Source organism: Pseudoalteromonas luteoviolacea, assembly GCF_001750165.1.
Taxonomy (GTDB): Bacteria; Pseudomonadota; Gammaproteobacteria; order Enterobacterales; family Alteromonadaceae; genus Pseudoalteromonas; species Pseudoalteromonas luteoviolacea_G.
This window is the reverse complement of record NZ_CP015411.1, coordinates 3949291-3972860: the sequence shown is the minus strand read 5'-3', so window position 1 is coordinate 3972860 and position 23570 is coordinate 3949291. Positions and strand designations below refer to the sequence as shown.

Sequence of the window (23570 nt, the reverse complement as noted above, 5' to 3'; positions counted from 1 at the left end):
TTAGCTGTGATAGTTTTCGCACGCTTCCAACGTATTTTCAATCAGGCTCGCCACAGTCATTGGACCGACACCGCCTGGTACTGGTGTAATAAAGCTGGCTTTTTGCTCTGCAACATCGTATTGCACGTCACCAACAAGTTTTCCTGATTCTAAGCGGTTAATACCTACATCAATAACAATTGCACCTTCTTTTACCCACTCACCAGGAATGAATTCAGGTTTGCCTACCGCAACAACAAGTAAATCGGCGCGGCGAACATGTGACTCAAGATCTTGTGTAAACTTATGACAAACCGTTGTGGTACAGCCTGCAAGCAGTAGCTCTAAGGACATAGGTCTGCCAACAATATTTGAGGCACCAACAACAACGGCATGCATGCCTTTGTAACGAACACCGGTTGAGTCTAATAAAGTAATAATGCCTTTTGGCGTACAAGGTCTCAGTGCAGGCATTCTTTGTGCAAGTCTTCCCACATTATAAGGATGAAAGCCATCGACGTCTTTATGAGGGTGAATACGTTCAAGGATTTTCTCTGCATCAAGCCCTTCAGGTAAAGGAAGTTGCACTAAAATACCATCAACTTCTGGGTCTGCATTAAGATTATCTACTAAATCAAGTAACTGTATTTCGCTTGCATCGCTTGGCAAGTCGTATGATTTAGAAACAAAGCCGACTTCTTCACATGCCTTGCGCTTTGAGCCAACATATACTTGGCTAGCAGGGTCTTGTCCGACAAGTACTACTGCTAATCCTGGTGCTCTGAGTCCTTGTGATACGCGCTGTTCAACACGTGTTGCGACTGTGCTGCGAACCTGTTTCGCAATTGCTTTGCCATCAATGATGTTTGCCGTCATGGGTGACCTTTATATATAGGGGTTATTAACTTGAACGATTATAGAGCCTAAATGGAGTTACTCTAGTAATAATATGCACAGTGGCTGCTGTAATTAGCAACGATAGCGTTGCTTTTATTTGGCTGGCCTACTGTATTGTCTATATTTTCGCAAACTTGAGCTAATTAGCCAAGCAAGATTGCGTGAATATATGCGTGCATTAATATAAGTCATGGTCAGTGTTGAGTGTTTTTTGTCTTTTTTAGCTGCTTTTTAGTCCTTTTGTGTCAAAAATAGGCAGTTGAACGAATTTATAAAAAAAATGTTTGACCTCAACAACTCAAAACCCTATTATGCACCCCGTTGCCAACGAGGGGTGTTAAACAAAAACATTCTAAGTAAGTAACAAAATCGGCGATTAGCGCAGCTTGGTAGCGCACTTGGTTTGGGTCCAAGGGGTCGCAGGTTCAAATCCTGCATCGCCGACCACTTTCTTAATTTAGAAAGTGAGTGGATAGCACACAAGTGTTGTTTGTGTTGCGCCCGTAGCTCAGCTGGATAGAGCAACGGCCTTCTAAGCCGTGGGTCGAAGGTTCGAATCCTTCCGGGTGCGCCATTTAAGCAAAGTCCACAAGTATGTAGTGGCGGCTGTAGCTCAGTTGGTAGAGCCCTGGATTGTGATTCCGGTTGTCGTGGGTTCGAGCCCCATCAGTCGCCCCATCTACACACTCATAAAATATTTCGGCGATTAGCGCAGCTTGGTAGCGCACTTGGTTTGGGTCCAAGGGGTCGCAGGTTCAAATCCTGCATCGCCGACCACTTTTCTGAATACATAACATATTTTATCGGCGATTAGCGCAGCTTGGTAGCGCACTTGGTTTGGGTCCAAGGGGTCGCAGGTTCAAATCCTGCATCGCCGACCATCTCCCTGCATTTTCTCTTATTTTTTTATTCATCTAATTCACTACTCTTTTTCATATTATTTATTTGTTCTGATTGCTCGACTCTCCCGTTTTATAGGTTATAATGCCGCGTCTAATGTTTAACATAGTGCCCTGTTGGGGCAGGCAGCAAGCTCGACATGTAATTGGTTGTGAATAAATGCAGTCTATGCACTGTTTTCCGATTACACCCTTATGTCGACTTGTTTGTGAAGGAAGGCGCGTTGCCGCCAAAAATGAAAATTGAGGTATATCATGCAAGTTTCTGTTGAGACGACTCAAGGCCTTGAGCGCCGTCTGACTATCACCGTTCCTGCAGAGAACGTTGAGACTGAAGTAAAAAAACGCTTACAACAACTGTCTAAAACACAGCGTATTGACGGTTTCCGTCCTGGTAAAGTACCAGTTTCTGTGATCAACAAGCGCTACGGTGCAGCAGTTCGTCAAGAAGTAGCTGGCGACCTTATGCAGCGTAACTACATTGAAGCAATTGTTTCTGAAAAAATTAACCCAGCAGGTGCACCGAGCTTTGCTCCAAAAGCACTTGAAGCTGGTAAAGATCTAGAGTTTGAAGCAACTTTTGAAGTTTACCCAGAAGTTGAAATTAAAGACCTAGATAAAGTAGCTGTTGAAAAGCCAGTTGTTGAAGTAACAGAAGATGATCTTGCGAACATGCTTGAGACACTTCGTAAGCAGCACGCAACTTGGACTGAAGTTGATGCCGCAGCAGGCGAAAATGATCGCGTAACTGTTGATTTCTTAGGTACTGTTGACGGTGAAGAGTTTGAAGGCGGTAAAGCTGAAGACTTCCCTCTAGAACTTGGTCAAGGTCGTATGATCCCAGGTTTTGAAGATGGCATCGTAGGCAAAAAAGCAGGCGAAGAAGTTGTTGCTGACGTAACTTTCCCTGAAGAATATCACGCTGAAAACCTAAAAGGTAAGCCAGCTCAATTCACTATCACTGTGAAGAAAGTAGAAGTTCAAGAACTTCCTGAGCTAAGCGATGAGTTTGCAACTAAGTTCGGTGTTGCTGAAGGTGGTGTTGACGCTCTTAAAGAAGAAGTTAAGAAGAATATGACGCGTGAACTTGACCAAGCAGTTAAAGCTCAGGTTAAAGATCAAGCGATCAAAGGTCTTCTAGACACAAATGAAGTTGAAGTGCCTAAAGCACTTATCGATCAAGAAATTGATGCACTTCGTCAGCAAGCTGCACAGCGTTTTGGCGGCGATGCTAAAAACATGCCTGAGCTTCCAGCTGAGCTTTTCCACGAGCAAGCTGTAACACGCGTTAAGACTGGCCTTCTTCTTGGTGAAGTGATCAAAGCAAACGACATCAAAGTGGATGATGCAAAAGTTGAGTCTCTAATTGAAACTGTTGCTTCTGCTTACGAAGATCCTTCAGAAGTAGTTAACTACTACAAAGAAAATGATCAATTAATGCAGCAAATGCGTAATGTTGCTATGGAAGAGCAAGCTGTTGAAGCTGTACTTTCAAGCGCAACGGTAACTGATGTTGAGAAATCTTTCGATGACATCATGAATCCACAGCAAGCTGCAGAGTAAGTTTCTTACCTCGTCTTTGAGGAAAGCATTGACTTACAGCTAAGCTAACGCTTAAATGGCTCGTAATGCTCTGTTAAATGCAGCGCTGCGAGCCTTTTTTGTTAATAGTGATTAATAATTTAAGGCATATTCAAGTTGTGAGGCTTGAATGACGCGGCAAGCCTGCCTCGCATATAAAGGAACCAATAATATGAATGACGGTATGATAGACCCTCTTAACGCCTTAGTGCCTATGGTTGTTGAACAAACAGCTAAAGGTGAGCGCTCGTACGATATTTACTCACGTCTTTTAAAAGAAAGAATTATTTTCTTAACAGGCCAAGTGGAAGATCATATGGCCAACTTAATTGTTGCTCAAATGCTATTCTTAGAATCAGAAAGTCCTGATAAAGACATTTTCTTATACATTAATTCTCCTGGTGGCTCAGTAACAGCTGGTATGTCTATTTACGACACAATGAACTTCATCAAGCCAGATGTCAGTACTGTTTGTGTCGGGCAAGCGGCAAGTATGGGGGCATTCCTATTGTCAGGCGGTGCTAAAGGTAAGCGCTATTGTCTGCCAAACTCTCGCGTAATGATCCATCAACCGTTAGGTGGTTTCCAAGGTCAGGCATCTGACTTTGAAATTCACGCCAAAGAAATCCTAACAATTAAAGAAAAATTAAATAGGTTAATGGCGGAACATACAGGACAGCCTTACGAGGTTGTTGCTAATGATACTGACCGTGATAATTTTATGAATGCGCAAGAAGCAGTCGATTACGGGTTAGTTGATGCGGTTCACACGAGCCGTTAAAAGTAAAAAGCTAAACAAAGGTGAAATTTTACACCTTGAAATAATTAAACTTGGATCTATATCTTAAAGATATCCAAGTTGACTTACTTTCGGTGTAAGACGCTACTTATGACCGAGTAGTGACACTTTGCTTTAGCTTAGTTATGCCAACTGAAAGTTTATTTGGTATAGTTAAAGCATATATTGTGTTATCCGTTTAGAGATAACTCACCAAATTTAAGAGGTAGTTGAATGTCAGACACTCCTACAGACGGCGACAAGAATAGCAAACTCTTGTACTGCTCATTTTGTGGTAAGAGTCAGCACGAAGTACGCAAATTAATAGCTGGTCCATCAGTGTATATTTGTGATGAATGCGTCGAACTGTGTAACGACATCATTAGAGAAGAGATCAAGGATATCGCGCCGCAGCATGATGCGTCTGATAAACTGCCGGTGCCTAAAGAGATCCGTAATCACTTAGATGACTATGTTATCGGTCAAGAACATGCAAAGAAAGTATTGTCTGTTGCAGTATACAACCATTATAAGCGTTTAAAGAATCAGGGTATCAAATCTGACGTAGAGCTTGGAAAAAGTAATATCCTGTTAATCGGACCAACAGGTAGTGGTAAAACATTACTTGCTGAAACATTGGCTCGATTATTAGATGTGCCGTTCACGATGGCGGACGCAACAACATTAACCGAAGCTGGATATGTTGGTGAAGACGTCGAAAACATTATTCAGAAGCTTTTACAAAAGTGTGATTATGATGTTGAAAAAGCGCAACGCGGTATCGTCTATATAGATGAAATTGATAAAATTTCACGTAAGTCTGACAACCCATCTATCACCAGAGATGTTTCAGGTGAAGGTGTGCAACAAGCGTTACTTAAGTTGATTGAAGGTACTGTTGCGTCGGTGCCTCCTCAAGGTGGTCGTAAGCATCCGCAGCAAGAGTTTTTACAAGTCGATACTTCTAAAATTCTATTTATATGTGGCGGTGCTTTTGCAGGCCTTGACAAGGTGATTGAGCAGCGCAGCCATACCAATACGGGAATTGGCTTTGGTGCAGAGGTTAAGAGCACAGACAGTGAACGCTCATTGAGCGAAACATTTAAAGATGTTGAGCCTGAGGATTTAGTTAAATACGGCTTAATTCCTGAGTTTATTGGTCGTCTACCTGTTGTGGCTACGTTGACTGAGCTTGATGAGGATGCACTGATACAGATCTTAAATGAACCAAAGAACGCGCTGACTAAACAGTATGGTGCATTATTTAAGATGGAAGGTGTTGAATTAGAGTTCCGCGAAGATGCTTTAAAAGCCATAGCGCATAAAGCGATGGAGCGTAAAACAGGTGCTCGAGGTCTTCGATCAATTGTTGAGGCGGTACTGTTAGAAACTATGTACGAGCTTCCGTCTGCTGAAGATGTAAGTAAAGTTGTTATTGACGAAACGGTAATTAAAGGGGAATCTGATCCCATTTTAATTTACGAAAATAGTAGTCAAGATAAAGCTGCATCTGAGTGATTAATCAGTTAAGTTAGAAAAGGAGCCTAGTGCTCCTTTTTTTGTCCAAGAGTTGAACTTTATAGAGGGCATCCCCATATACCTCTGTAATCTTAAAAATAAATGAAGTGCAAAGAGAACATAATGACGCTTGAGAGAACGGATCGAGTTGAAATTCCAGTGTTAGCACTGCGTGATGTTGTGGTATACCCTCATATGGTGATCCCACTATTCGTTGGCAGAGAGAAATCTATCAGATGTCTTGAAGCTGCAATGGAAAATGACAAGCAAATTTTTTTAGTGGCTCAAAAAGAAGCCTCCATCGATGATCCCAGTACTGATGACATTTATGATGTTGGTACAGTCGCTACAGTATTACAGCTACTGAAACTACCTGATGGCACGGTAAAAGTTTTAGTTGAAGGTACGCAAAGAGCTAAAATTGATGAGTTTTTGGTAACTGATGAATATTTCTTAGCAAATGCACAGTTTATTGCTTCAGAAAATATTGCTGAGCAAGAGCAAGATATATTTATTCGCAGTGCAGTAAGCCAGTTTGAAGGGTATGTAAAACTCAATAAAAAAATCCCACCTGAAGTTCTGACCTCTGTATCTGGTATCGATGAAACAGCACGATTAGCAGACACTATGGCTGCGCATATGCCTATTAAGGTACCGGAAAAACAAAAAGTACTTGAGCTATATAACGTGACCGAACGCCTTGAGTACTTAATGGCGCTGATGGAAGGTGAAATAGATTTACTCCAAGTTGAGAAAAAGATTCGCTCTCGTGTGAAAAAGCAAATGGAAAAATCACAGCGAGAGTATTACCTCAACGAGCAGATGAAAGCCATTCAAAAAGAGCTCGGCGAGTTAGACGATGTACCTGATGAATTTGAAACGCTGAAAAAGCGTATCAGTGAAGCTCAGATGCCAACAGAAGCGGAAGAAAAAGCTACTTCAGAATTGAATAAGCTAAAAATGATGTCTCCGATGTCTGCAGAAGCGACTGTGGTGCGTTCGTATATTGATACTTTGATCAATGTGCCTTGGAAAAAGCGCTCCAAAGTAAAGAAAGATTTAGCTAATGCGCAGAAGATCTTGGATTCTGACCATTACGGTCTTGATAAGGTTAAAGAGCGCATCATTGAGTATTTAGCGGTACAACAACGTACAAATAAGCTTAAAGGCCCTATTCTGTGCCTTGTTGGTCCTCCTGGAGTTGGTAAAACCAGTCTTGGTCAATCGATAGCACGTTCTACTGGCCGAAAATATGTTCGTATGGCGTTAGGTGGTGTTCGTGATGAAGCTGAAATTCGAGGTCATCGTCGTACGTATATTGGATCTATGCCAGGAAAACTCATTCAAAGTATGAGTAAAGTTGGGGTTAGAAATCCACTCTTCTTGCTTGATGAAATAGATAAGATGTCATCGGATATGCGTGGCGATCCTGCATCAGCTTTACTTGAAGTGTTAGATCCTGAACAAAATAGCAGTTTTGCTGATCATTACCTTGAAGTTGAATACGACTTATCTGATGTTATGTTTGTGGCAACATCAAATAGCTTTAACATCCCTGGTCCACTATTGGATCGAATGGAAGTAATTCGCTTGTCGGGTTATACCGAAGATGAAAAGCTTAATATTTCAAAGCAGCACCTAATTCCAAAGCAGATCAAGCGCAATGGCTTAAAAGAGGGTGAAATTGAAATTGAAGATAGTGCAATCATCAATACAATTCGATACTACACACGTGAAGCGGGTGTTCGTAATTTAGAGCGTGAAATGTCTAAATTATGTCGTAAAGCAGTAAAAGCGATTCTGTTAGATAAAGACCAGAAGAAGGTCGTTATCAATGCTGATAACTTAGAAAGCTTCCTAGGCGTTCAGCGTTTTGACTATGGCAAAGCGGAAGACGGAGACCGAGTTGGTCAGGTTACAGGCTTAGCATGGACTGAAGTTGGTGGTGATTTGTTAACGATTGAAAGCGCAGCTGTACCGGGTAAGGGCAAACTGTCTTATACAGGCTCACTGGGTGATGTGATGCAAGAGTCTATTCAAGCTGCAATGACCGTCGTGAGAAATCGTGCAGAAAAGCTACGTATTAACGAAGACTTTTACGAAAAGCGTGATATTCATGTGCACGTACCAGAGGGGGCTACTCCAAAAGATGGCCCAAGTGCTGGTATTGCCATGGTTACTGGGTTAGTTTCTAGCTTGACAGGAAACCCTGTACGAAGTGATGTAGCCATGACAGGTGAAATTACGCTGCGTGGAGAAGTACTCCCAATTGGTGGGTTAAAAGAAAAGTTGTTAGCTGCACACCGTGGTGGAATTAAGACTGTGGTCATTCCGAAGAAGAATGAACGCGACTTAAAAGAAATCCCAGATAATGTGCTAGCAGGGCTGGAAATTCACCCAGTTACCTGGATTGAAGACGTTTTATCTATCGCGCTTGCTCAACCTGTGGACAGTTTTTCTGTTGAAACGCAAAAAACTGCTGTGAAAGCTTAAAAAAGTCGATAAAAAGGGTTTTCAAATCCCGTTGGTGTGCTAAGTTAAGCACTGGATTTAGGCCTAGGACACGGGAAGCCCCGTAGTTTCTAGGCTGTAATACATTTAAGCAATAGAGAGTCGAAAGATTTCTCGTAGTTAACAACAAAAGTGATGTTAGTTTTAAAACACCATCGCTCTTGATAATAACAATGTAAGAGGATGATATTGTGAATAAATCTCAATTAATCGATCAAATCGCAGCTGACGCTGATATTTCTAAGGCCGCTGCTGGTCGTGCACTGGATTCATTCATTGAGTCAGTAACCGCTGCGCTTAAAGAGGGCGATTCAGTTGCTCTTGTAGGCTTTGGTACTTTTTCTGTTCGTGAACGCGCTGCACGTACAGGCCGTAACCCTCAAACGGGTGCTGCAATTGATATTGCTGCTGCTAACATCCCAGCTTTTAAAGCCGGTAAAGCTTTAAAAGACGCGGTTAACTAAGAACGAGCTTATTTTTTACAATCACACTATTGTTATGTAGATGTAATTGGACGCATAAGCTTCAAGATAAAAAGCGTATCTGGTAAGATACGCTTTTTTTACATGAGCTAACTGATGCAAAGTACCATGGTGCTTTGGCTTAGATAAGAGATAGAACAAATGCTTGAAAAGATTAGAGAGGGCTCACAAGGCCTTGCTGCCAAGATCGTTCTTGGTGCAGTTATCTTGTCTTTTGCGCTGGCAGGGATCGGTGGTTACCTAGGTCAAACCACAGAGCAACCAGTTGCAGAAGTCAATGGTGTTAAAATTTCGCAATTAGATTTTGCGAGAGCGTTCGAGAATGAGCGTGGTAGATTAGAGCAACAGTTTGGAGAGTATTTCGAACAAATCGCTTCTGATCCAACTTATATGGCGCAAATCCGAGAAGGGGTTGTAGAGCGTTTAGTGCAGCAAGAACTGCAAAATCAGCTTGCGCAAGAGTTAGGTCTTCGTGTTAGTGATGAGCAGATCAAGCAAGCAATTTTTGAAATGCCATACTTTCAAATTGGCGGTCAATTCAGTAATGACCGTTATTTACAACTAATTAGGCAAATGAATTTCCAGCCTGATGATTTTCGTGAATATTTACGTGAAGAAATGACTCGTAATCAGTTGGTCTCTGCGATTGCAGGTTCTGATTTTGCGCTTGATAGTGAAGTAAAGCAAACTCTCACCTTACAACAACAGACACGTAATGTTGATTACTTAGTACTAGATAAAGAAAAGCTAAAATCACAAGTGTCAGTAACTGAATCAGAAATTAAAGATTATTACGATTTAAACCAAGATCAGTTTATGTCACCTGAGCTTGTTGCATTGAATTATATTGAACTAAAAGCTTCTGATATTGAGCTTGTTGACCCTATAACAGATGAGCAAGTTAGAGCGTATTATGATGAAAACCAGGCCCAGTACCTAGAAGAAGAAAGACGTCGAGTCTCACATATTCTAATTGAAAGTATTGAAAATCCTGAGTCTGCTCAAGCAAAAGCACAAGAACTATACTCACAGTTGCAAGGTGGTGCTGATTTTGCGGAACTTGCTAAGACACATTCAGACGATGTGGCCAGTGGTGAATTAGGTGGCGATCTTGATTGGATCGAGCGCGACATGATGGATCCTGAATTTGAGGCGGCGGCATTTGCATTAACAAATGTTGGTGACTATTCAAGTGTGGTTGAATCGGAGTTTGGTTTCCATATTATTCAATTAACGGATCTACAGGCGCAGGAAGTTAAAGCGTTTGAAGAGTTAGCGTCTGAGCTTAGAGCCGAGCTTGAACAGAATGCAAAAATTGATGCATTTTATGGTAAACAAGAAGAAGTTCGTGAGCTAGCATTCGAAGTTGCAGATTCACTAGATGATGCAGCAACAGCTGCGAATGTTGATGTTAAAAACACTGAATTGGTGGCACGCAATTTACTTCCTGCACCGCTAAACTTACCAGCTGTTTCTCGTGTAATTTTTACGCCTGAATTGCTAGAAGATGGTGTGAACTCAGAGGTCATTGAAGTTGCGCCAGAGCATGTGGTTATAGTGAGAGTTGCTGAACATAAGCCTGCTGCAGTGAAGTCGTTAGAAGAAGTGACTGCTCAGATTACGACACGTTTAGAAAATGATAAGGCTTCTGAACTTGCTAAAGACAAAGCACAAGAGCTATTTGCTCAGCTTGAAGGTGGCAAAGCGCTAGGTGAGATAGCAACAGCTGAGGCATTGGAAGTTAAATCAGAGCCAGCTTTAGCACGCCAAAGCTATGCGGTGTCTCCAGCTCTGGTAAGTAAAGCATTTAAGATGCCACACCCAGGTGAAGGTCATGCTTCTAAGGCAATGGTAGAACTGAATAATGGCGATTCTGCGCTGTTGGTTGTGAAATCTGTCAACTTAGCAGAAGTGGCTGATGAACTTGAACCACAGCAAAAGCAAAGCATTACGAGAACACAGGTTAATAAAAATTACCTAGCGTTGCTAAATGCACTTGAAGATACAGCAGAGATCGTCAAACCAAGTACATTTGAAGTGGCAGAAGAGAATTAAGCTGCCCTATAAATCAAATAAAAAAGCCACCTTAAGGTGGCTTTTTTATTTCTTGATTCAACTTACACTGCGAGCAGCTTTTTCATTACCTTGGACTGTGGATGATTAAAAATGGTTTCGCAGCAACCGTATTCCACTGCTTCACCATTGTTTAGAACGAGTAGCCGGTCGCTCATATGCTTCACCAGACTCAGGTGATGTGTGATAAGCACATATGTCAAATCTGTTTCTTTTTGCAATTTCAAAAGTAAGTTGACTATTTGTGCGCGCACAGATGGATCAAGTGAAGAAAGTGCTTCATCTAATACAACGACTTTAGGGTCTAAAATGAGGGCCCTCGCTAGGGCTACCCGCTGTAGCTGGCCACCACTAAACATATGTGGGTAATAGTCGTAGTGCTCGGATAGCAATCCAACACGAGACAAAGTTAACTCAATTTTTTTATCCCGCTGTACTTCAGTGAGTTTAGTATTAAATCTAAGGCAGTCATCCAGCATTTCACCAATGGTGAGACCTGGATTGAGAGAGCGTGTTGGATCTTGGAATATAAGTCTAATGTGGTGACACTTTCGCCGAGATTGCTTATCGTCAACTATCATATCGCCATTTAATAAGATCTGACCAGAGTCGGCATCTTCAGCGCCAGCAAGCACTTTAGCTAAGGTACTTTTTCCTGAGCCCGTTTCCCCAATGACAGCCAACGTTTGGCCCGGTAAAACAGCAAATGAGATTTCTTTTAATACCTGCACGGTATCTCGTTTGAACAATCCAGAGCGGGTTTTAAACGTTTTACTGAGGGTTTGTACTTTTAACACGGGTTGCATTTTTTCTTCTCCCTATTTAATGGGAAGTGACATGCATAGGAATGGCCATGTGATTTAACTTGCACAGGGGTTGCAACACATTCTCTTTGCGCTTGGGGGCAGCGTGGGCCCAGTCTACAACCAATCGGCAAATGCTGTAATGGGGGGATGGTCCCCTTGAGTGCGTAAAATGGTGCTTTGTGGCCTAATCCATGAGCATAATCAGGCAATGATTTGACCAAGGCTTGAGTGTAGGGGTGAAAAGGGTCATTAAATACTTTTTTAGTTGGCCCAGCCTCTACCATCTGTCCACAGTACAGTACATGAATAGCATGCGACCATTGTGTTATCTCTTCCAATTCATGAGAAATCATTAAGATGGACATGTTTTTAAGTTGATTTAGACTTTTTAGCAACCTAAACACTTGAGCGCGTGTTGTGCTCTCAAGCGCAGTGGTAGGTTCGTCAGCAATCAATAACTGAGGGTTTCTCGCGATAGCCATTGCAATCATAACTTTTTGACAAACACCTTCGGAGAGCTCATGTGGATAGCTGCTAGAGATCTTCTCATCATTGCGTATGCCTACTTTGTGTAGAAGTGCTTTTACCTTAACCTTACGCTCTTTTTTACGACCAAAAAAACCGGCTTTAAAACACTCTTCTGGCAGAGACTCAGCGACTTGTTCGAATATTTTTGCGGTAGGATCTAGGCTCCTTCTTGGCTCTTGATAAATCATAGCCATATCTCGACCAACGATTTTACGTCGCTTCTCAGGGCTTAAACGCATTAAATCCACACCGCGCCAATGCATACGATCTGCGGTTACTCTCCAGCGTGTATTGAGGACTCCAACAATGGCTTTTGCTATTAAACTTTTTCCCGAGCCCGACTCTCCAACAAGCGCATGTACCTCACCCTCTTTAAGGCTCAAATTTACTTTATCGACAGCTCGGATTACACCGTCTTCAGTAGGGAGCTCAATCGTTAGGTTTTTAATATCGAGTAATTGCATCAGGTTGCCTTTCTAGCTTGCAGCGCTTTTCTCAGCCCATCACCAACAAGGTTAGTGGCTAAAACAGACAAAAACAATAATGCGCCAGGTAAGCCTACTGTCCAAGGAGCTAAATAAATTAGGCTAAGGTTTTCAGCCAGCATAGCACCCCACTCGGTCGTTGGTGGTTGAGCGCCTAATTTTAAAAAACCTAGAGCAGCAATATCCAAAATTGCGGTTGATAATGCCAAAGTAAATATCACCACTATATGCTCATAAATATTTGGAAAAACACCTCTGAATAGAATTTGAGCACGGCTTGCACCATCTAGCCTATAAGCACCTATATAATCTTTATTGAGCTCATCAACAACGAGGTTTCTTATTGAGTGAATATGCTGGGGCAAAAGGGCTAAGATGATCGCCCAAACAGTATTTAAAAGTCCCGGCCCAAGAATAGCGATAATTATGATGGCAAGAAGCAGAGAGGGGATTGCCAACGTAATATCAAGTAAGTGGTTTAATATACTTGATTTAAATCCTCGATTAATCCCAGCTAAAGTGCCTAATATAACGCCAAGTATAGTGGTGACCAATGCCGCGACAATAGACAGGCCAAAAGTATAAGTAGCGCCATTCATCAATCTGGAAAGAACATCTCTGCCAAGATCGTCTGTGCCTAAAATAAAATGAACGTCTCCATCGTCATGCCACGAGGGGGGAAGCAAAAGCGCATCACTATGTTGTTGATCTATACCATAAGGCGCTAGCAAAGGCGCTGTCATCGCCAATACCGTTAATCCAATGAACATCCATAAGCCAACCAAGGCAAGGTGATTTGCTTTAAATGTACGCCACAGTCGTGATAAAGGTGAGCGGTTTGACTCTTCACTGTATAAACTAAACTTTGCCATGGGACTGGTTCCTAGATACAGGGTCGAGTAAAGAGTGGGTTAAATCGGCCAACATATTGGCAAAAATAACAAACATAGATACGGCGAGCAAACCGCCTTGAATCGCCGGATAGTCACGTTGATAAATGCTGTCGATTAACCATCGTCCAATACCTGGCCAAGAAAAAATGACTTCAGTAACCATCGCAAGTGTGATTAGGGTACTAAATTGCAATCCAATTTGTTTTATAACTGGTAAAAGTGCGTTTCGCAGAGCATGGTCAAGAATAATTTGCCTGCGGTTAAGCCCCTTTGCTCTGGCTGTTTTTATATAGTTTTGTTCCAGCACATTAAGCATCGAATCTCTGGTAAAGCGTGTAAGCACTGTTGTTGGATACATGGCTAACACAATGGTGGGTAGAGCTAAGTGGTGTAGTGCATCAAGAAATGCTTGTCCACCATATGGAAAATCAAGTAACCAGATATCGAGCAAGATGAAGTTGGTAACAGCAGGTATTTCGTATAACAGGCCAATGCGTCCTGACATCGGAAACCAACCAAAACCAAGGCAAAAAACCATAATGAGCAGCAGTGCAAGCCAAAATACCGGAATTGAAAAGCCAAGTAAGGTAAGCGTACTAATAATTTTATCCGGCCACTTTTTATAGTAGGCGCTGGTAATGATCCCCGCGGGTATCCCCAATAAAACGGCAACGACTAATGCATAAAAGCATAGCTCAAGTGTTGCGGGCAGTAGCACAGCAATATGTGATGAGACGGTTTGACCAGAGGAAAGCGATAGCCCCCAATCCCCTTTGAATAAACGGCTCACAAACGCACCATATTGGATGACGACATTGTCATCGATTCGATACTTTTCTTCAAGAATTTGGGATTGGCTGAAGCTGGTGTTTAATTGGCCACTAAAATTAGTTAATAGATCTCCTGGAAATAGGTAGTTCAAACTAAATGTAAATGCGGTGAGCGCAAATAACATAAATAGCAGCAAGCTTAATCGTCTTAGTAGATAATCCAGCATTACTGTTCACCTTTTCTTACATTGGCCAGCGATACCCCGCCAAATGGTCTGAGTTCAGCTCCAGCTATATTTGCACTGCGAGCTTGAAAGCGAACACCATGTGCAATTGGTACAACAGGCAGCTCTTCCACAAGCATTTTTTGTGCTTGTTGGTAATAAAACTTACGCATTTTTAGTTCGTTAGTATCTAGCGCTTGCGTGAGTAGAAGGTCAAACTCTGGATTACACCAATTAGCTGGATTTTTACCTGTAAAGGTTGCTGTGCAACTGAGTAAAGGGCTAAAAAAGTTATCTGGATCAGGGGTATCAGCAGCCCAGCCAAGCAGTACACTATCATGTTCATGGCGGCCAATACGTTCAATAAAAGTGTTCCACTCGTATTCAACAATTCGCGTTCTTATGCCAATTTGTCTGAGGTCACTTTGAATGAGCTCAGCCATTTTTCGCGCATTGGGATTATAAATTCGCGAAACAGGCATAGCCCATAGTGTCATTTCGAAACCATCGGGGTAACCGGCCTCAGTTAAATATTGCTTGGCTTTTATGGGGTCATAATACGGCATAGCTTGTTTTGTAAATGCCCACGATGAAGGGGGCAGGATTGATTGCGCAGCAATACCGTTCCCATAAAATACTGCTTGCATGATTTTGTCAAAATCGATGCTGTGCGCAAGCGATTTCCTAACTAAGACATTGTCAAAAGGAGGCTTCTCTGTATTAAACGCCCAATAGCCAACATTTAAGTTAACAGCTTTGTCGACAATAATATCCTGCCTTTGTGATAAAGCTTCTAACTGGGTTGCACTCGGATGTGAAGTAATATCACATTCTTTGGTGAGCATTTTAGCAATTCGAGTCGTATTATTGGTCGTGATATCATATACCAATTGATCAACTGCGTAATTATGTTTCCAGTAGCCATGATGTTTGTGGAAACGGACTAAATTATCTCTCAAAAAGTGCTTATATTTATAAGGACCAGTGCCAATAGGTAAGGTGTCAAACAAGTGCTTTTTATCTTGAGACGCTCGAAACATAGCGTACTCTTCAGATAGGATCACCGCAAAATCAGTTGCAATATTAGATAACAAGCTACTTTCAGCGCTAAAAAGTTCAAACCTTACGGTGTAATCATCAATCTTAACTATTTTCCTGATCAATTGATCCATACCTACACTTTGAAAATATGGGTAGTTAGCATCTTGAACGAAGTGATAGGGGTTATAGACATCAAACAAGCGGCTGAAAGAAAAAATAACATCATCAGCATTCATTGTTCTACTCGGTGTAAAATAATCTGTGCTATGAAATTGAACGCCTTCTCTTAACTTGAATGTTATTTTTTTACCATCATCGCTAATTACCCACTGGGTAGCCAATTCGGGCTTAAATTCAGCAGTGACAGGATCAATACTGATCAAAGAGTTATATAACTGATTGGCGATTATATCGATGGTAGAGCCTGTTGTGGTGACCTGAGGATTAAAAGAGACTGGGTTTGCTTCTGCGCAATATACAATCCCTTTGGTTTTATTCGCTAATTTTGCTTGTGGTACTTCACCACATGCCGAAACAATTACGGCAGTAGTCATGGTGAATACCATATTTATATATCTTTGGCAGGTGTTATACAGGTCTGTCATTGTGGCGACCACAGCTAAGCCTCTTGTTGTGAGTCTAACAAATTGTATTTTTTCAAATATCCTCTGAGTTGATGATACGTCAATCCAAGATTTTGTGCAGTTTTCTTTTGATTAAATTGACTGAATTCGAGTGCTTTTTTAAGTAACTCAATCTCGTAGTTACTTGAGAGGGTTTTTAAATCACACGGGAAGCTTTGTGATGCAATAGGCGAAGATGTGCTTTCAGCAATGTCGAGTATCTCTTGTTCACTTATTTGCGGCTGTGATATTTGTGACTTTACCTCAGTTTTTTGTGCTTTTATTCTCTGCTGCGGTCGATAAGGGCTTTCAAAAGGGTCAAAGGTAATGTGATGCACTGCAAGGTGTTCGTTACCGTGGCGATATAAACTTCGCTCTATGACATTTTTCAGTTCACGAATATTGCCCGGCCAATCATACTCAAGGAGAGCCTCGGTGGCCTTGCGAGTAAAGCCGCTAAAGAGTGACCAGCCAAGATCCCTTGCCATATTAATTGCAAAGTGTTCGGCAAGTAGTAAGATGTCCTCTCGGCGTGCGCGTAGCGGTGGTAAGGTAATCACGTCGAATGCAAGCCTGTCTAGTAAGTCATGTCTGAATTCCCCATGCTCAGCAAGATTTGGTAAATCTTCATTGGTTGCACAGACTAGTCGAGTATCAACTTTGACGGTTTGTTTACCACCAACACGCTCAAATTCCCCATATTCAATTACACGCAGTAACTTTTCTTGCACCATTGCTGATGTGTTTGCTAGTTCATCTAAAAATAAAGTGCCCCCGTTGGCTCGTTCAAATCGACCTTCGTGACGTTTGCTAGCACCAGTAAAGGCGCCTGATTCATGACCGAACAATTCACTTTCAAGCAAGTTTTCATTTAATGCTGCACAATTGAGCTTTACGTAGTTCTGATCCCACCGCTCAGACAAAAAGTGTAATCGTGCGGCAATGAGCTCTTTACCTGTGCCACGTTCACCAATGATGAGCACGGGCTTTTCTAGCGGAGCAAGCTGAGAGACCTGATCTAATACAGCTAAAAAGCTATCTGATTGGCCGAGTAAATTATCCTGTTGACGGAATTGACTCATATTTGACTAACTCTTAGTTTTTTTGACTAACATATAGTTTATTTGAAAAAATGTAGGATAGAAAGCTTTTTGTTTATTTTGTAAGTTGTTGAAATTTATTGTTTATTTTTGCTTTTAAAGTTGGCAAGCTTATTGATACATATTTATCAGCAATATAATTCACAACCAATGAGGTAAAAGATTATGGGAATTTTTTCACGTTTTGCTGACATCGTAAATTCTAATATTAATGCAATCTTGGATAAAGCAGAAGATCCAGAAAAAATGGTCAAGCTGATCATTCAAGAAATGGAAGACACGTTGGTAGAAGTGCGTTCGACTTCTGCTAAGACACTGGCTGAGAAGAAAGAGTTGGAAAGACGTGTTGAGCAATTAAATGGTCAAGCTAATGACTGGCAGGAAAAAGCTGAATTGGCACTGACAAAAGAGCGAGAAGATCTTGCAAGAGCGGCGTTACTTGAAAAACAAAAAGCGTCGGATGCAGCGCAGAGCGTTGCTGAAGAATTAAGCCACGTAGAGTCGCATATTGAGAAGTTACAGCAAGAAGTGACGACACTGCAAGAGAAACTAGCAGATGCAAAAGCACGTCAACAAGCGATTGTTCTTCGTCAACGCTCAGCTGAATCTCGTTTAGATGTGAAAAAAGCATTAGACGGCACTAAAGTAGAAGATGCATTGAACCGCTTCGAGCGCTATGAAAATAAGATTGATGGTTTAGAAGCACAGGTCGAGTCATACGATTTAGGTAAGAAGTCTCTAGCAGATGAAATTGCTGACCTGCAAAAGAATGAAAAAGTTGATGATGAGCTTGAAGCTTTAAAGAAAAAGCTCGCAAATAAATGAACGTAATGGCACCTGCTGTTACAGTAGGTGCCACACAAGAAAAATACGCTGCCAAGACTAAATAAACAGGAGAAGGTTATGTTTGACGCAGAGATACTGGTTGCCCCAATTATTATTTTTATGATCGTGGTAGCGCCGCTGTGGCTCATTCTTCATTACAAAAGTAAAAAACAGGTGAGTCAAGGATTAAGCGAACACGAACATCGCCAGCTTATTGAGTTGGCAAATAAAGCAGAAAAGATGGCTGAGCGCGTTGAAACATTGGAGGCGCTGTTAGATCAAGAATCACCAGACTGGAGGCGTAAAGTATGAGCCACAAACGTAGAGAGCTGTATCGCGATCCAAAGCGAGGCAAGTTAGCGGGTGTATGTGCAGGTTTGAGTGATTATTTTAACATGGAACTCTGGCTGGTACGCATTCTGTTCGTCACGGCGGTTTTATTATCAGGCGGTCCTCTATTTGTCGTTATTTATATTGCCTGTTGGTTTATTTTAGACCGTAAGGCACCTGAGCTAGAAAATACGACCAATAGTCATGATACTGATCCTGTTTCAGTAAAATTTAAAGTATGGCAAAAAGGTGAGCCACCTCGCCAAGCCCTGTTTGATTTAAAGGATAGGTTGGGTAAATTGGACAGTCGTATTCAGTCGATGGAGCAGTATGTTACGTCTCCTGAATTTACGGTTAAAAGGGAAATAAATAAATTGTAATGGTTCGTGGCGAATATTCGCCACGCCACTTAAAAATAGGGATTTGCAATCAATATGAGCGTGAAACGTGTTACTCATAAAGCACTTGAAAAGTTACAAAGTAAAGCGCAGAAAACATTACAGCGCTCGTTAGATCAACATGTTAAATTAGCGGTTACAGGGTTTAGTGGTAGTGGTAAAACCGCGTTTATAACCGCTTTAGTCAAACACCTAACAACCCAGGCAAGCAGTCAAAATCTTCCATTTTTTGATGTCATCAGAGAGCAGCGCCTTATTGCTTGTAAACAAATACCACAAAAAGCGCTTGATATTCCTACTTTTGATTATGCGACAGCATCCGCCCATTTAATGCAGACACCACCTAGTTGGCCACCCTCAACCGAGCGAATTAACACACTGACGTTAGCATTAAAGTTTCAAAGTCGCAGTGGTCTGCGCCGACATATTTCAAACGATCATACCCTACATTTAGAGCTAATTGACTATCCCGGTGAGTGGTTGATGGATCTACCGCTATTGAATATGACCTATGAGCAATGGAGCAAGGCACAACTGGATATATTATCCAATGGTGCCTATGACACACATTGTGCGGCGTTTTTATCCGCGCTGAATCAGTTTGATGCTGGCGCTGCGATTAATATGGCTGAATTGGACGAATTAGCAGCGCTTTATCAAAGTACCCTTATAAATCTTAAGAAACATACAAAGGTGTCTCAGCTGCAACCCGGCAGAATGTTGATCCCTGGTGACTTAGCTGGCGCGCCGATTATTCAGTTTTTTCCTTTATTGACGCATAGTCAGTATTGTGAAGAGAGCCAATACAGACAATTAGAAAGCCGCTTTGAAGCTTATAAAAAGCAGGTGATCATGCCATTTTATAAAGAACATTTTTGTGCATTTGATCGACAGTTAGTACTTGTTGATATTTTGGGAGCACTCAATGATGGCCCTGCGACGCTCGCGCAGACCAAGCAAGCATTAAAAGATACTGTAGGCATGTTCCAGCATGGTAAAAGTGGCCTATTACAACGATTGTTTAAACCTAAGATAGATAAAGTATTATTTGCGGTCAATAAGTGTGACGCTGTTGCATTACCAGAACAAGATAACCTGACACGCCTGTTACATGAACTTTTATGTGAGCAAGAAAATGAGCTCAAATTTTCGGGCGTGACAGTGGATACGATGACCATTTCATCGGTTAAAAGTTGTCAATCTAAACAAGTTAATGAATCGGGAAAGACGTTACATTGTGTGTATGGTCGACCTTTGAGTGAGCCTGAATATATAACCTATTTACCACCAGAGCCACCAGAACATGTGCTTTCAGCTTCTCAATGGCCGCAAGAAGGCTTTAATTTTCTGTCTTTTTATCCACTGCCAGCTTATCAAGGGCAGCTTGAACATATTCGCCTAGATCACACTTTACAGTTTTTGATTGGAGATAAGCTTACATGATGGACTCTCAAAAAAGATTTGCAGGCAGGCGCATAGAAACGGAGCAGCCAGAGGAGCACCTGTCGACAAACCCAAGAATAGGTGAGCGTATTGAATGTGATGCTATGCCTGTGAGCACAGAGCAAGTGTTTGAGCCTTTCTCAGATGATGAGTCTATTGAACATAGTTTAGAGCCAAAAAAATCAAAATTAGGTTGGCGCCATGGATTAGTGTTTAGCTTGGCGATTTTAATACCAGTAGAGCTGACATTGACTGTTTATAATGCATTACAGCAAAGCGTTATTCTTGCTAGTTTGTACTTACTATTATTGGTGTCATTCATTGGTTGGAGTAGCAAGTTTTTGCTGAGAGAAGCTAAGGCTTTGCGTACACTGAAACAATTAGAGCAACGCCGAGAGCAAGCTTTGAGATTGTTAAATAGTAATCAAATTGGTGAAGCTCAGTCTTGGCTGAAGCCAGTGCTAGCGAAATTGCCTAAAAGCGAGGTTACGACGTTTCAACAAAGCTTGAAGAGCCATTACACAGATCAGGAAGTACTGCAATTGTATGAAGTGACAGTCTTGCAAGCGCAAGATGAACAAGCGAGAAAAATGATCGCTGACTATGCAACGACATCTGCGCTGATGGTGGCACTCAGTCCAATGGCTATTACAGATATGCTCGCAGTACTTTGGCGTGGCGTGAGTTTGATTGAAAAGTTGAGTCTGCATTATGGGATCACATTAGGTTATCGTAGTCGTGTAAAATTATATAAATTGCTTGCTAAGCAAATTGTTTTTGTGGGGGCATCTGAGCTGCTCAGTGATCTTGCCGCGACAAGTTTAGGTGCGGAACTGCTTGGCAAATTGTCAGCCAGATCGGCTCAAGGACTGAGTGCGGGTGTTTTTACTGCCAGATTAGGCTACAAAGCAATGACTTTATGCAGGCCAATTCCACGATTGAAAAATAAAACAAACTTCTTATCTGATTTTGCGAAAAAGCTGACAAATCAACTGATAAAGCAAAACTAATTTAGCTGGTAGACGGAGGCGGTTGCGGTTTAAGTGACAACATATGTGTACAGCCTACGCAGATTAATTTTTCTCACTTAGACTTCTGAACTTCCAGCATGCTTGTACATTTATCCATCATGGAATATCTAATTACATAAGATATAAACATTTTGAATAATAACAACAGGCAAGCAATGAAGAAGTTACATGACCATACCAACTGTATACACGGTCCACACCACGCAAATGACCCACATGGTGCATTAACAGCACCTTTGTACCAAACCTCGACATTTAAATTTGAAAGCGCAGCGCAGGGAGCTGCACGATTTGCAGGAGAAGAAGCGGGTTATATTTATACGCGTTTGGGTAACCCTACCACACGAGAATTAGAAGAAAAGCTCGCACAATTAGAAGAAATGGAAGATGCAGCGGCAACTGCCACCGGCATGGGGGCTGTATCTGCATCGGTACTCAGTTTTTTAGAGCACGGTGATCATTTAATTGCATCGAGTGCGTTGTATGGGTGTAGCTTTGCTTTATTTGCACACATGCTACCTAAATTTGGTATTGAGGTCAGTTTTGTTGATATGACAGATGAAGCAGCGCTCGCAAATGCCATTCAGCCAAATAGTAAAATGTTATTTGCAGAAACGCCGATAAATCCAAATATGACAGTATTGGATTTAGCCATGCTGGGTCAATTTGCAAAAAAGCACAACTTAATCAGTGTGGTTGATAACACATTTATGACCCCTTTGCTGCAAAAGCCAAAACGTTATGGCATTGATATTGTGATCCACAGTGCGACTAAATACTTAAATGGCCATGGTGATGTAGTGGCAGGGATCGTTTGCGGTAGCAAAGAGCACATTGAAACGATTAAGCTCACAGTATTGAAAGACATTGGAGCGACGATAAGCCCGCATGATGCTTGGTTGATCAATCGTGGTTTAAAGACGTTACATGTTCGAGTAGAGCGCCACTGTAAAAGTGCCCAAAAAGTTGCAGAGTTCTTAGAAAGCCACTCGAAAGTAGAGAAAGTCTATTACCCAGGATTGGCATCTCATCCTGGACACAAATATTTAGGTGAGCAAATGAAAGGTGCAGGAGGTGTCATTGCCTTTGAAATTAAAGGAACACTGGCTGATGGTGAAGCATTTATTAATGCCACTTCACTGTGTACTTTGGCTGTTAGCCTTGGTGATCCTGAAACGTTAATACAGCACCCTGCATCGATGACGCATTCACCTTATACACAAGAAGAGCGCTTAGCTGCCGGGATCTCTGACGGGCTCATTCGTATCTCTGTTGGTCTTGAAGCGGTGGACGACATCATCTTGGACCTAAAAAGTGCATTTGACTGTATATTATTGTTTACACGAAAACCCTCGGTTAGGCCTTTTAAATAAGGGGTGTATTATTTTGTGTTCAAAAGTGTAAGTAATTATTTACGATTTTATAGTTCTTTAGGTGGGCCATTTTAGGCCTGCCTATTAATATTTTGCTCACTTTTTCATAGTATCGAAATAACAGGTTTGAACGCTCCACCGCAAGAAGTGGAGATCGAAATACAGAAGGTTACTATGGCTAAATCTAGTAAATACACTTCCAAGCAGCCAAATGAGCAAGGCGTCATTGAGTGGAGTGAAGAAGAAAATAAAATTTGGTCTGAGCTAGTTGCAAGACAGCTTAAATGCATTGAAGGCAAAGCATGTGATGAATATATGGAAGGTCTGAAGAAGATCAACCTACCACATGACCGTATTCCTCAACTACACGAAATTAATGCTGTACTTGAAAGAGAAACTGGTTGGCAAGTAGCACCAGTACCTGCACTGATTGATTTTGATGAATTCTTTAGATTGCTGGCCAATAAACAATTTCCAGTAGCCACGTTTATTCGATCTCGTGAAGAATTTGACTACCTTCAAGAGCCTGATATTTTCCATGAAATATTTGGTCACTGTGCCATGTTAACAAACCCTGCGTTTGCTGAGTTTACGCACAAATATGGCCAGCTGGGCTACGCAGCAGAGAAAAAAGATCGCGTTTATCTTGCTCGTTTGTATTGGTTTACAGTTGAGTTTGGTTTGATGCAAACTGACAATGGTCTTCGTATCTACGGCGGCGGTATTTTATCAAGCCCAGGCGAAACTCAATATGTGTATTCAGATACACCTGAGATCAATAAACTTGAAGTTTTAGATGTACTACGTACACCATATCGTATTGATATCATGCAGCCTTTGTACTACACCATTAATTCGATAGATGATCTGTTTGATATTTCACAAATGGACATCATGGCATTAGTAGAAAAAGCAAAAGAGTTAGGGCTGTTTGAGCCAAAATTTCCACCTAAAAACAAATTAGCAAGTTAAGGAACCACCC

Annotated in this window: 20 protein-coding genes and 5 tRNA genes; 18 read left to right on the top strand and 7 right to left on the bottom strand. The window is 41.6% G+C overall.

From position 1 onward, the window contains the following. Window positions 1-855 carry a bifunctional methylenetetrahydrofolate dehydrogenase/methenyltetrahydrofolate cyclohydrolase FolD gene (gene folD, locus S4054249_RS16955; RefSeq protein WP_046356565.1) on the bottom strand — a complete coding sequence of 285 codons (855 nt, stop codon included), beginning with the start codon at window positions 853-855 and terminating at the stop codon, window positions 1-3. A gap of 391 nt (window positions 856-1246) precedes the next feature. Here folD and S4054249_RS16950 point away from each other — a divergent pair. From S4054249_RS16950 to ppiD, 11 genes are all read left to right on the top strand, one after another. Then, window positions 1247-1323 (top strand) — tRNA-Pro (locus S4054249_RS16950). A 50-nt stretch (window positions 1324-1373) separates the two neighbouring features. Beyond that, window positions 1374-1450 (top strand) — tRNA-Arg (locus S4054249_RS16945). Between the two features lie 28 nt (window positions 1451-1478). Continuing rightward, window positions 1479-1554: transfer RNA gene (locus S4054249_RS16940), tRNA-His, on the top strand. 22 nt (window positions 1555-1576) lie between these two features. Continuing rightward, window positions 1577-1653 (top strand) — tRNA-Pro (locus S4054249_RS16935). Between the two features lie 27 nt (window positions 1654-1680). Continuing rightward, a tRNA-Pro gene (locus tag S4054249_RS16930) sits at window positions 1681-1757 on the top strand. A gap of 273 nt (window positions 1758-2030) precedes the next feature. Next, the gene (gene tig / locus S4054249_RS16925; RefSeq protein ID WP_046356564.1) at window positions 2031-3338 is read left to right on the top strand and encodes a trigger factor; all 1308 of its coding nucleotides are present in this window, start codon (window positions 2031-2033) and stop codon (window positions 3336-3338) included. 190 nt (window positions 3339-3528) lie between these two features. Next, window positions 3529-4137, top strand: coding sequence for an ATP-dependent Clp endopeptidase proteolytic subunit ClpP (gene clpP / locus S4054249_RS16920; RefSeq protein WP_046356563.1), 609 nt, complete (start codon window positions 3529-3531; stop codon window positions 4135-4137). A gap of 231 nt (window positions 4138-4368) precedes the next feature. Continuing rightward, entirely contained in the window at window positions 4369-5652 is a 1284-nt protein-coding gene (clpX, locus tag S4054249_RS16915; protein ID WP_046356562.1) for an ATP-dependent protease ATP-binding subunit ClpX, read from the top strand. 123 nt (window positions 5653-5775) lie between these two features. Next, entirely contained in the window at window positions 5776-8145 is a 2370-nt protein-coding gene (gene lon / locus S4054249_RS16910) for an endopeptidase La (protein ID WP_046356561.1), read from the top strand. Window positions 8146-8354: 209 nt separating this feature from the next. Beyond that, window positions 8355-8627, top strand: a complete 273-nt coding sequence (gene hupB, locus S4054249_RS16905; RefSeq protein ID WP_039608493.1) for a nucleoid-associated protein HU-beta — start codon at window positions 8355-8357, stop codon at window positions 8625-8627. A gap of 159 nt (window positions 8628-8786) precedes the next feature. Then, window positions 8787-10700: a peptidylprolyl isomerase gene (gene ppiD / locus S4054249_RS16900; RefSeq protein ID WP_046356560.1), complete on the top strand. Its 1914-nt coding sequence runs from the start codon at window positions 8787-8789 to the stop codon at window positions 10698-10700. Between the two features lie 62 nt (window positions 10701-10762). On the opposite strand, the gene S4054249_RS16895 is transcribed toward ppiD, so the two are convergent. The 6 genes from S4054249_RS16895 to pspF all read right to left on the bottom strand — a co-directional run bounded on the left by S4054249_RS16895 (window position 10763) and on the right by pspF (window position 17170). Further along, window positions 10763-11524 (bottom strand): ATP-binding cassette domain-containing protein, encoded by a 762-nt coding sequence (locus S4054249_RS16895; RefSeq protein ID WP_046356559.1) that lies wholly within the window; start codon window positions 11522-11524, stop codon window positions 10763-10765. Beyond that, entirely contained in the window at window positions 11509-12516 is a 1008-nt protein-coding gene (locus S4054249_RS16890) for an oligopeptide/dipeptide ABC transporter ATP-binding protein (protein WP_046356558.1), read from the bottom strand. Before S4054249_RS16890 ends, S4054249_RS16895 begins: the two co-directional genes overlap by 16 nt. Continuing rightward, window positions 12516-13409, bottom strand: coding sequence for an ABC transporter permease subunit (locus S4054249_RS16885; RefSeq protein WP_046356557.1), 894 nt, complete (start codon window positions 13407-13409; stop codon window positions 12516-12518). Before S4054249_RS16885 ends, S4054249_RS16890 begins: the two co-directional genes overlap by 1 nt. Then, the gene (locus tag S4054249_RS16880) at window positions 13396-14427 is read right to left on the bottom strand and encodes an ABC transporter permease (protein WP_046356556.1); all 1032 of its coding nucleotides are present in this window, start codon (window positions 14425-14427) and stop codon (window positions 13396-13398) included. The genes S4054249_RS16885 and S4054249_RS16880 overlap by 14 nt, the downstream gene beginning before the upstream one ends. After that, window positions 14427-16019, bottom strand: coding sequence for an ABC transporter substrate-binding protein (locus tag S4054249_RS16875; RefSeq protein WP_046356555.1), 1593 nt, complete (start codon window positions 16017-16019; stop codon window positions 14427-14429). Before S4054249_RS16875 ends, S4054249_RS16880 begins: the two co-directional genes overlap by 1 nt. Before the next feature lie 65 nt (window positions 16020-16084). Continuing rightward, entirely contained in the window at window positions 16085-17170 is a 1086-nt protein-coding gene (gene pspF, locus S4054249_RS16870; protein WP_046356554.1) for a phage shock protein operon transcriptional activator, read from the bottom strand. Between the two features lie 183 nt (window positions 17171-17353). Here pspF and pspA point away from each other — a divergent pair, with 183 nt between their 5' ends. The 7 genes from pspA to phhA all read left to right on the top strand — a co-directional run bounded on the left by pspA (window position 17354) and on the right by phhA (window position 23560). Next, window positions 17354-18013 carry a phage shock protein PspA gene (gene pspA / locus S4054249_RS16865; protein ID WP_046356553.1) on the top strand — a complete coding sequence of 220 codons (660 nt, stop codon included), beginning with the start codon at window positions 17354-17356 and terminating at the stop codon, window positions 18011-18013. Window positions 18014-18091: 78 nt separating this feature from the next. After that, window positions 18092-18325, top strand: coding sequence for an envelope stress response membrane protein PspB (gene pspB / locus S4054249_RS16860; protein ID WP_023397152.1), 234 nt, complete (start codon window positions 18092-18094; stop codon window positions 18323-18325). Then, the gene (pspC, locus tag S4054249_RS16855) at window positions 18322-18723 is read left to right on the top strand and encodes an envelope stress response membrane protein PspC (protein WP_046356552.1); all 402 of its coding nucleotides are present in this window, start codon (window positions 18322-18324) and stop codon (window positions 18721-18723) included. Before pspB ends, pspC begins: the two co-directional genes overlap by 4 nt. A gap of 54 nt (window positions 18724-18777) precedes the next feature. Continuing rightward, window positions 18778-20184, top strand: a complete 1407-nt coding sequence (locus tag S4054249_RS16850) for a YcjX family protein (RefSeq protein ID WP_046356551.1) — start codon at window positions 18778-18780, stop codon at window positions 20182-20184. After that, window positions 20181-21194 (top strand): TIGR01620 family protein, encoded by a 1014-nt coding sequence (locus S4054249_RS16845; RefSeq protein ID WP_046356550.1) that lies wholly within the window; start codon window positions 20181-20183, stop codon window positions 21192-21194. The genes S4054249_RS16850 and S4054249_RS16845 overlap by 4 nt, the downstream gene beginning before the upstream one ends. Before the next feature lie 176 nt (window positions 21195-21370). Beyond that, window positions 21371-22588: a trans-sulfuration enzyme family protein gene (locus S4054249_RS16840; protein ID WP_046356549.1), complete on the top strand. Its 1218-nt coding sequence runs from the start codon at window positions 21371-21373 to the stop codon at window positions 22586-22588. Between the two features lie 174 nt (window positions 22589-22762). Beyond that, window positions 22763-23560, top strand: a complete 798-nt coding sequence (phhA, locus tag S4054249_RS16835; RefSeq protein WP_046356548.1) for a phenylalanine 4-monooxygenase — start codon at window positions 22763-22765, stop codon at window positions 23558-23560. Window positions 23561-23570 lie beyond the last annotated feature (10 nt).

Excerpts from the sequence above, each read along its gene's own strand:
- S4054249_RS16840 (WP_046356549.1), top strand. The coding sequence starts at position 21,371 with ATGAAGAAGTTACATGACCATACCAACTGTATACACGGTCCACACCAC.
- S4054249_RS16845 (WP_046356550.1), top strand. The coding sequence starts at position 20,181 with ATGATGGACTCTCAAAAAAGATTTGCAGGCAGGCGCATAGAAACGGAG.
- pspA (WP_046356553.1), top strand. The coding sequence starts at position 17,354 with ATGGGAATTTTTTCACGTTTTGCTGACATCGTAAATTCTAATATTAAT.
- clpP (WP_046356563.1), top strand. The coding sequence starts at position 3,529 with ATGAATGACGGTATGATAGACCCTCTTAACGCCTTAGTGCCTATGGTT.
- lon (WP_046356561.1), top strand. The coding sequence starts at position 5,776 with ATGACGCTTGAGAGAACGGATCGAGTTGAAATTCCAGTGTTAGCACTG.
- pspC (WP_046356552.1), top strand. The coding sequence starts at position 18,322 with ATGAGCCACAAACGTAGAGAGCTGTATCGCGATCCAAAGCGAGGCAAG.
- ppiD (WP_046356560.1), top strand. The coding sequence starts at position 8,787 with ATGCTTGAAAAGATTAGAGAGGGCTCACAAGGCCTTGCTGCCAAGATC.
- clpX (WP_046356562.1), top strand. The coding sequence starts at position 4,369 with ATGTCAGACACTCCTACAGACGGCGACAAGAATAGCAAACTCTTGTAC.
- S4054249_RS16890 (WP_046356558.1), bottom strand. The coding sequence starts at position 12,516 with ATGCAATTACTCGATATTAAAAACCTAACGATTGAGCTCCCTACTGAA.
- S4054249_RS16895 (WP_046356559.1), bottom strand. The coding sequence starts at position 11,524 with ATGCAACCCGTGTTAAAAGTACAAACCCTCAGTAAAACGTTTAAAACC.
- S4054249_RS16885 (WP_046356557.1), bottom strand. The coding sequence starts at position 13,409 with ATGGCAAAGTTTAGTTTATACAGTGAAGAGTCAAACCGCTCACCTTTA.
- pspF (WP_046356554.1), bottom strand. The coding sequence starts at position 17,170 with ATGAGTCAATTCCGTCAACAGGATAATTTACTCGGCCAATCAGATAGC.
- S4054249_RS16875 (WP_046356555.1), bottom strand. The coding sequence starts at position 16,019 with ATGACTACTGCCGTAATTGTTTCGGCATGTGGTGAAGTACCACAAGCA.
- pspB (WP_023397152.1), top strand. The coding sequence starts at position 18,092 with ATGTTTGACGCAGAGATACTGGTTGCCCCAATTATTATTTTTATGATC.
- S4054249_RS16880 (WP_046356556.1), bottom strand. The coding sequence starts at position 14,427 with ATGCTGGATTATCTACTAAGACGATTAAGCTTGCTGCTATTTATGTTA.
- folD (WP_046356565.1), bottom strand. The coding sequence starts at position 855 with ATGACGGCAAACATCATTGATGGCAAAGCAATTGCGAAACAGGTTCGC.
- tig (WP_046356564.1), top strand. The coding sequence starts at position 2,031 with ATGCAAGTTTCTGTTGAGACGACTCAAGGCCTTGAGCGCCGTCTGACT.
- phhA (WP_046356548.1), top strand. The coding sequence starts at position 22,763 with ATGGCTAAATCTAGTAAATACACTTCCAAGCAGCCAAATGAGCAAGGC.
- S4054249_RS16850 (WP_046356551.1), top strand. The coding sequence starts at position 18,778 with ATGAGCGTGAAACGTGTTACTCATAAAGCACTTGAAAAGTTACAAAGT.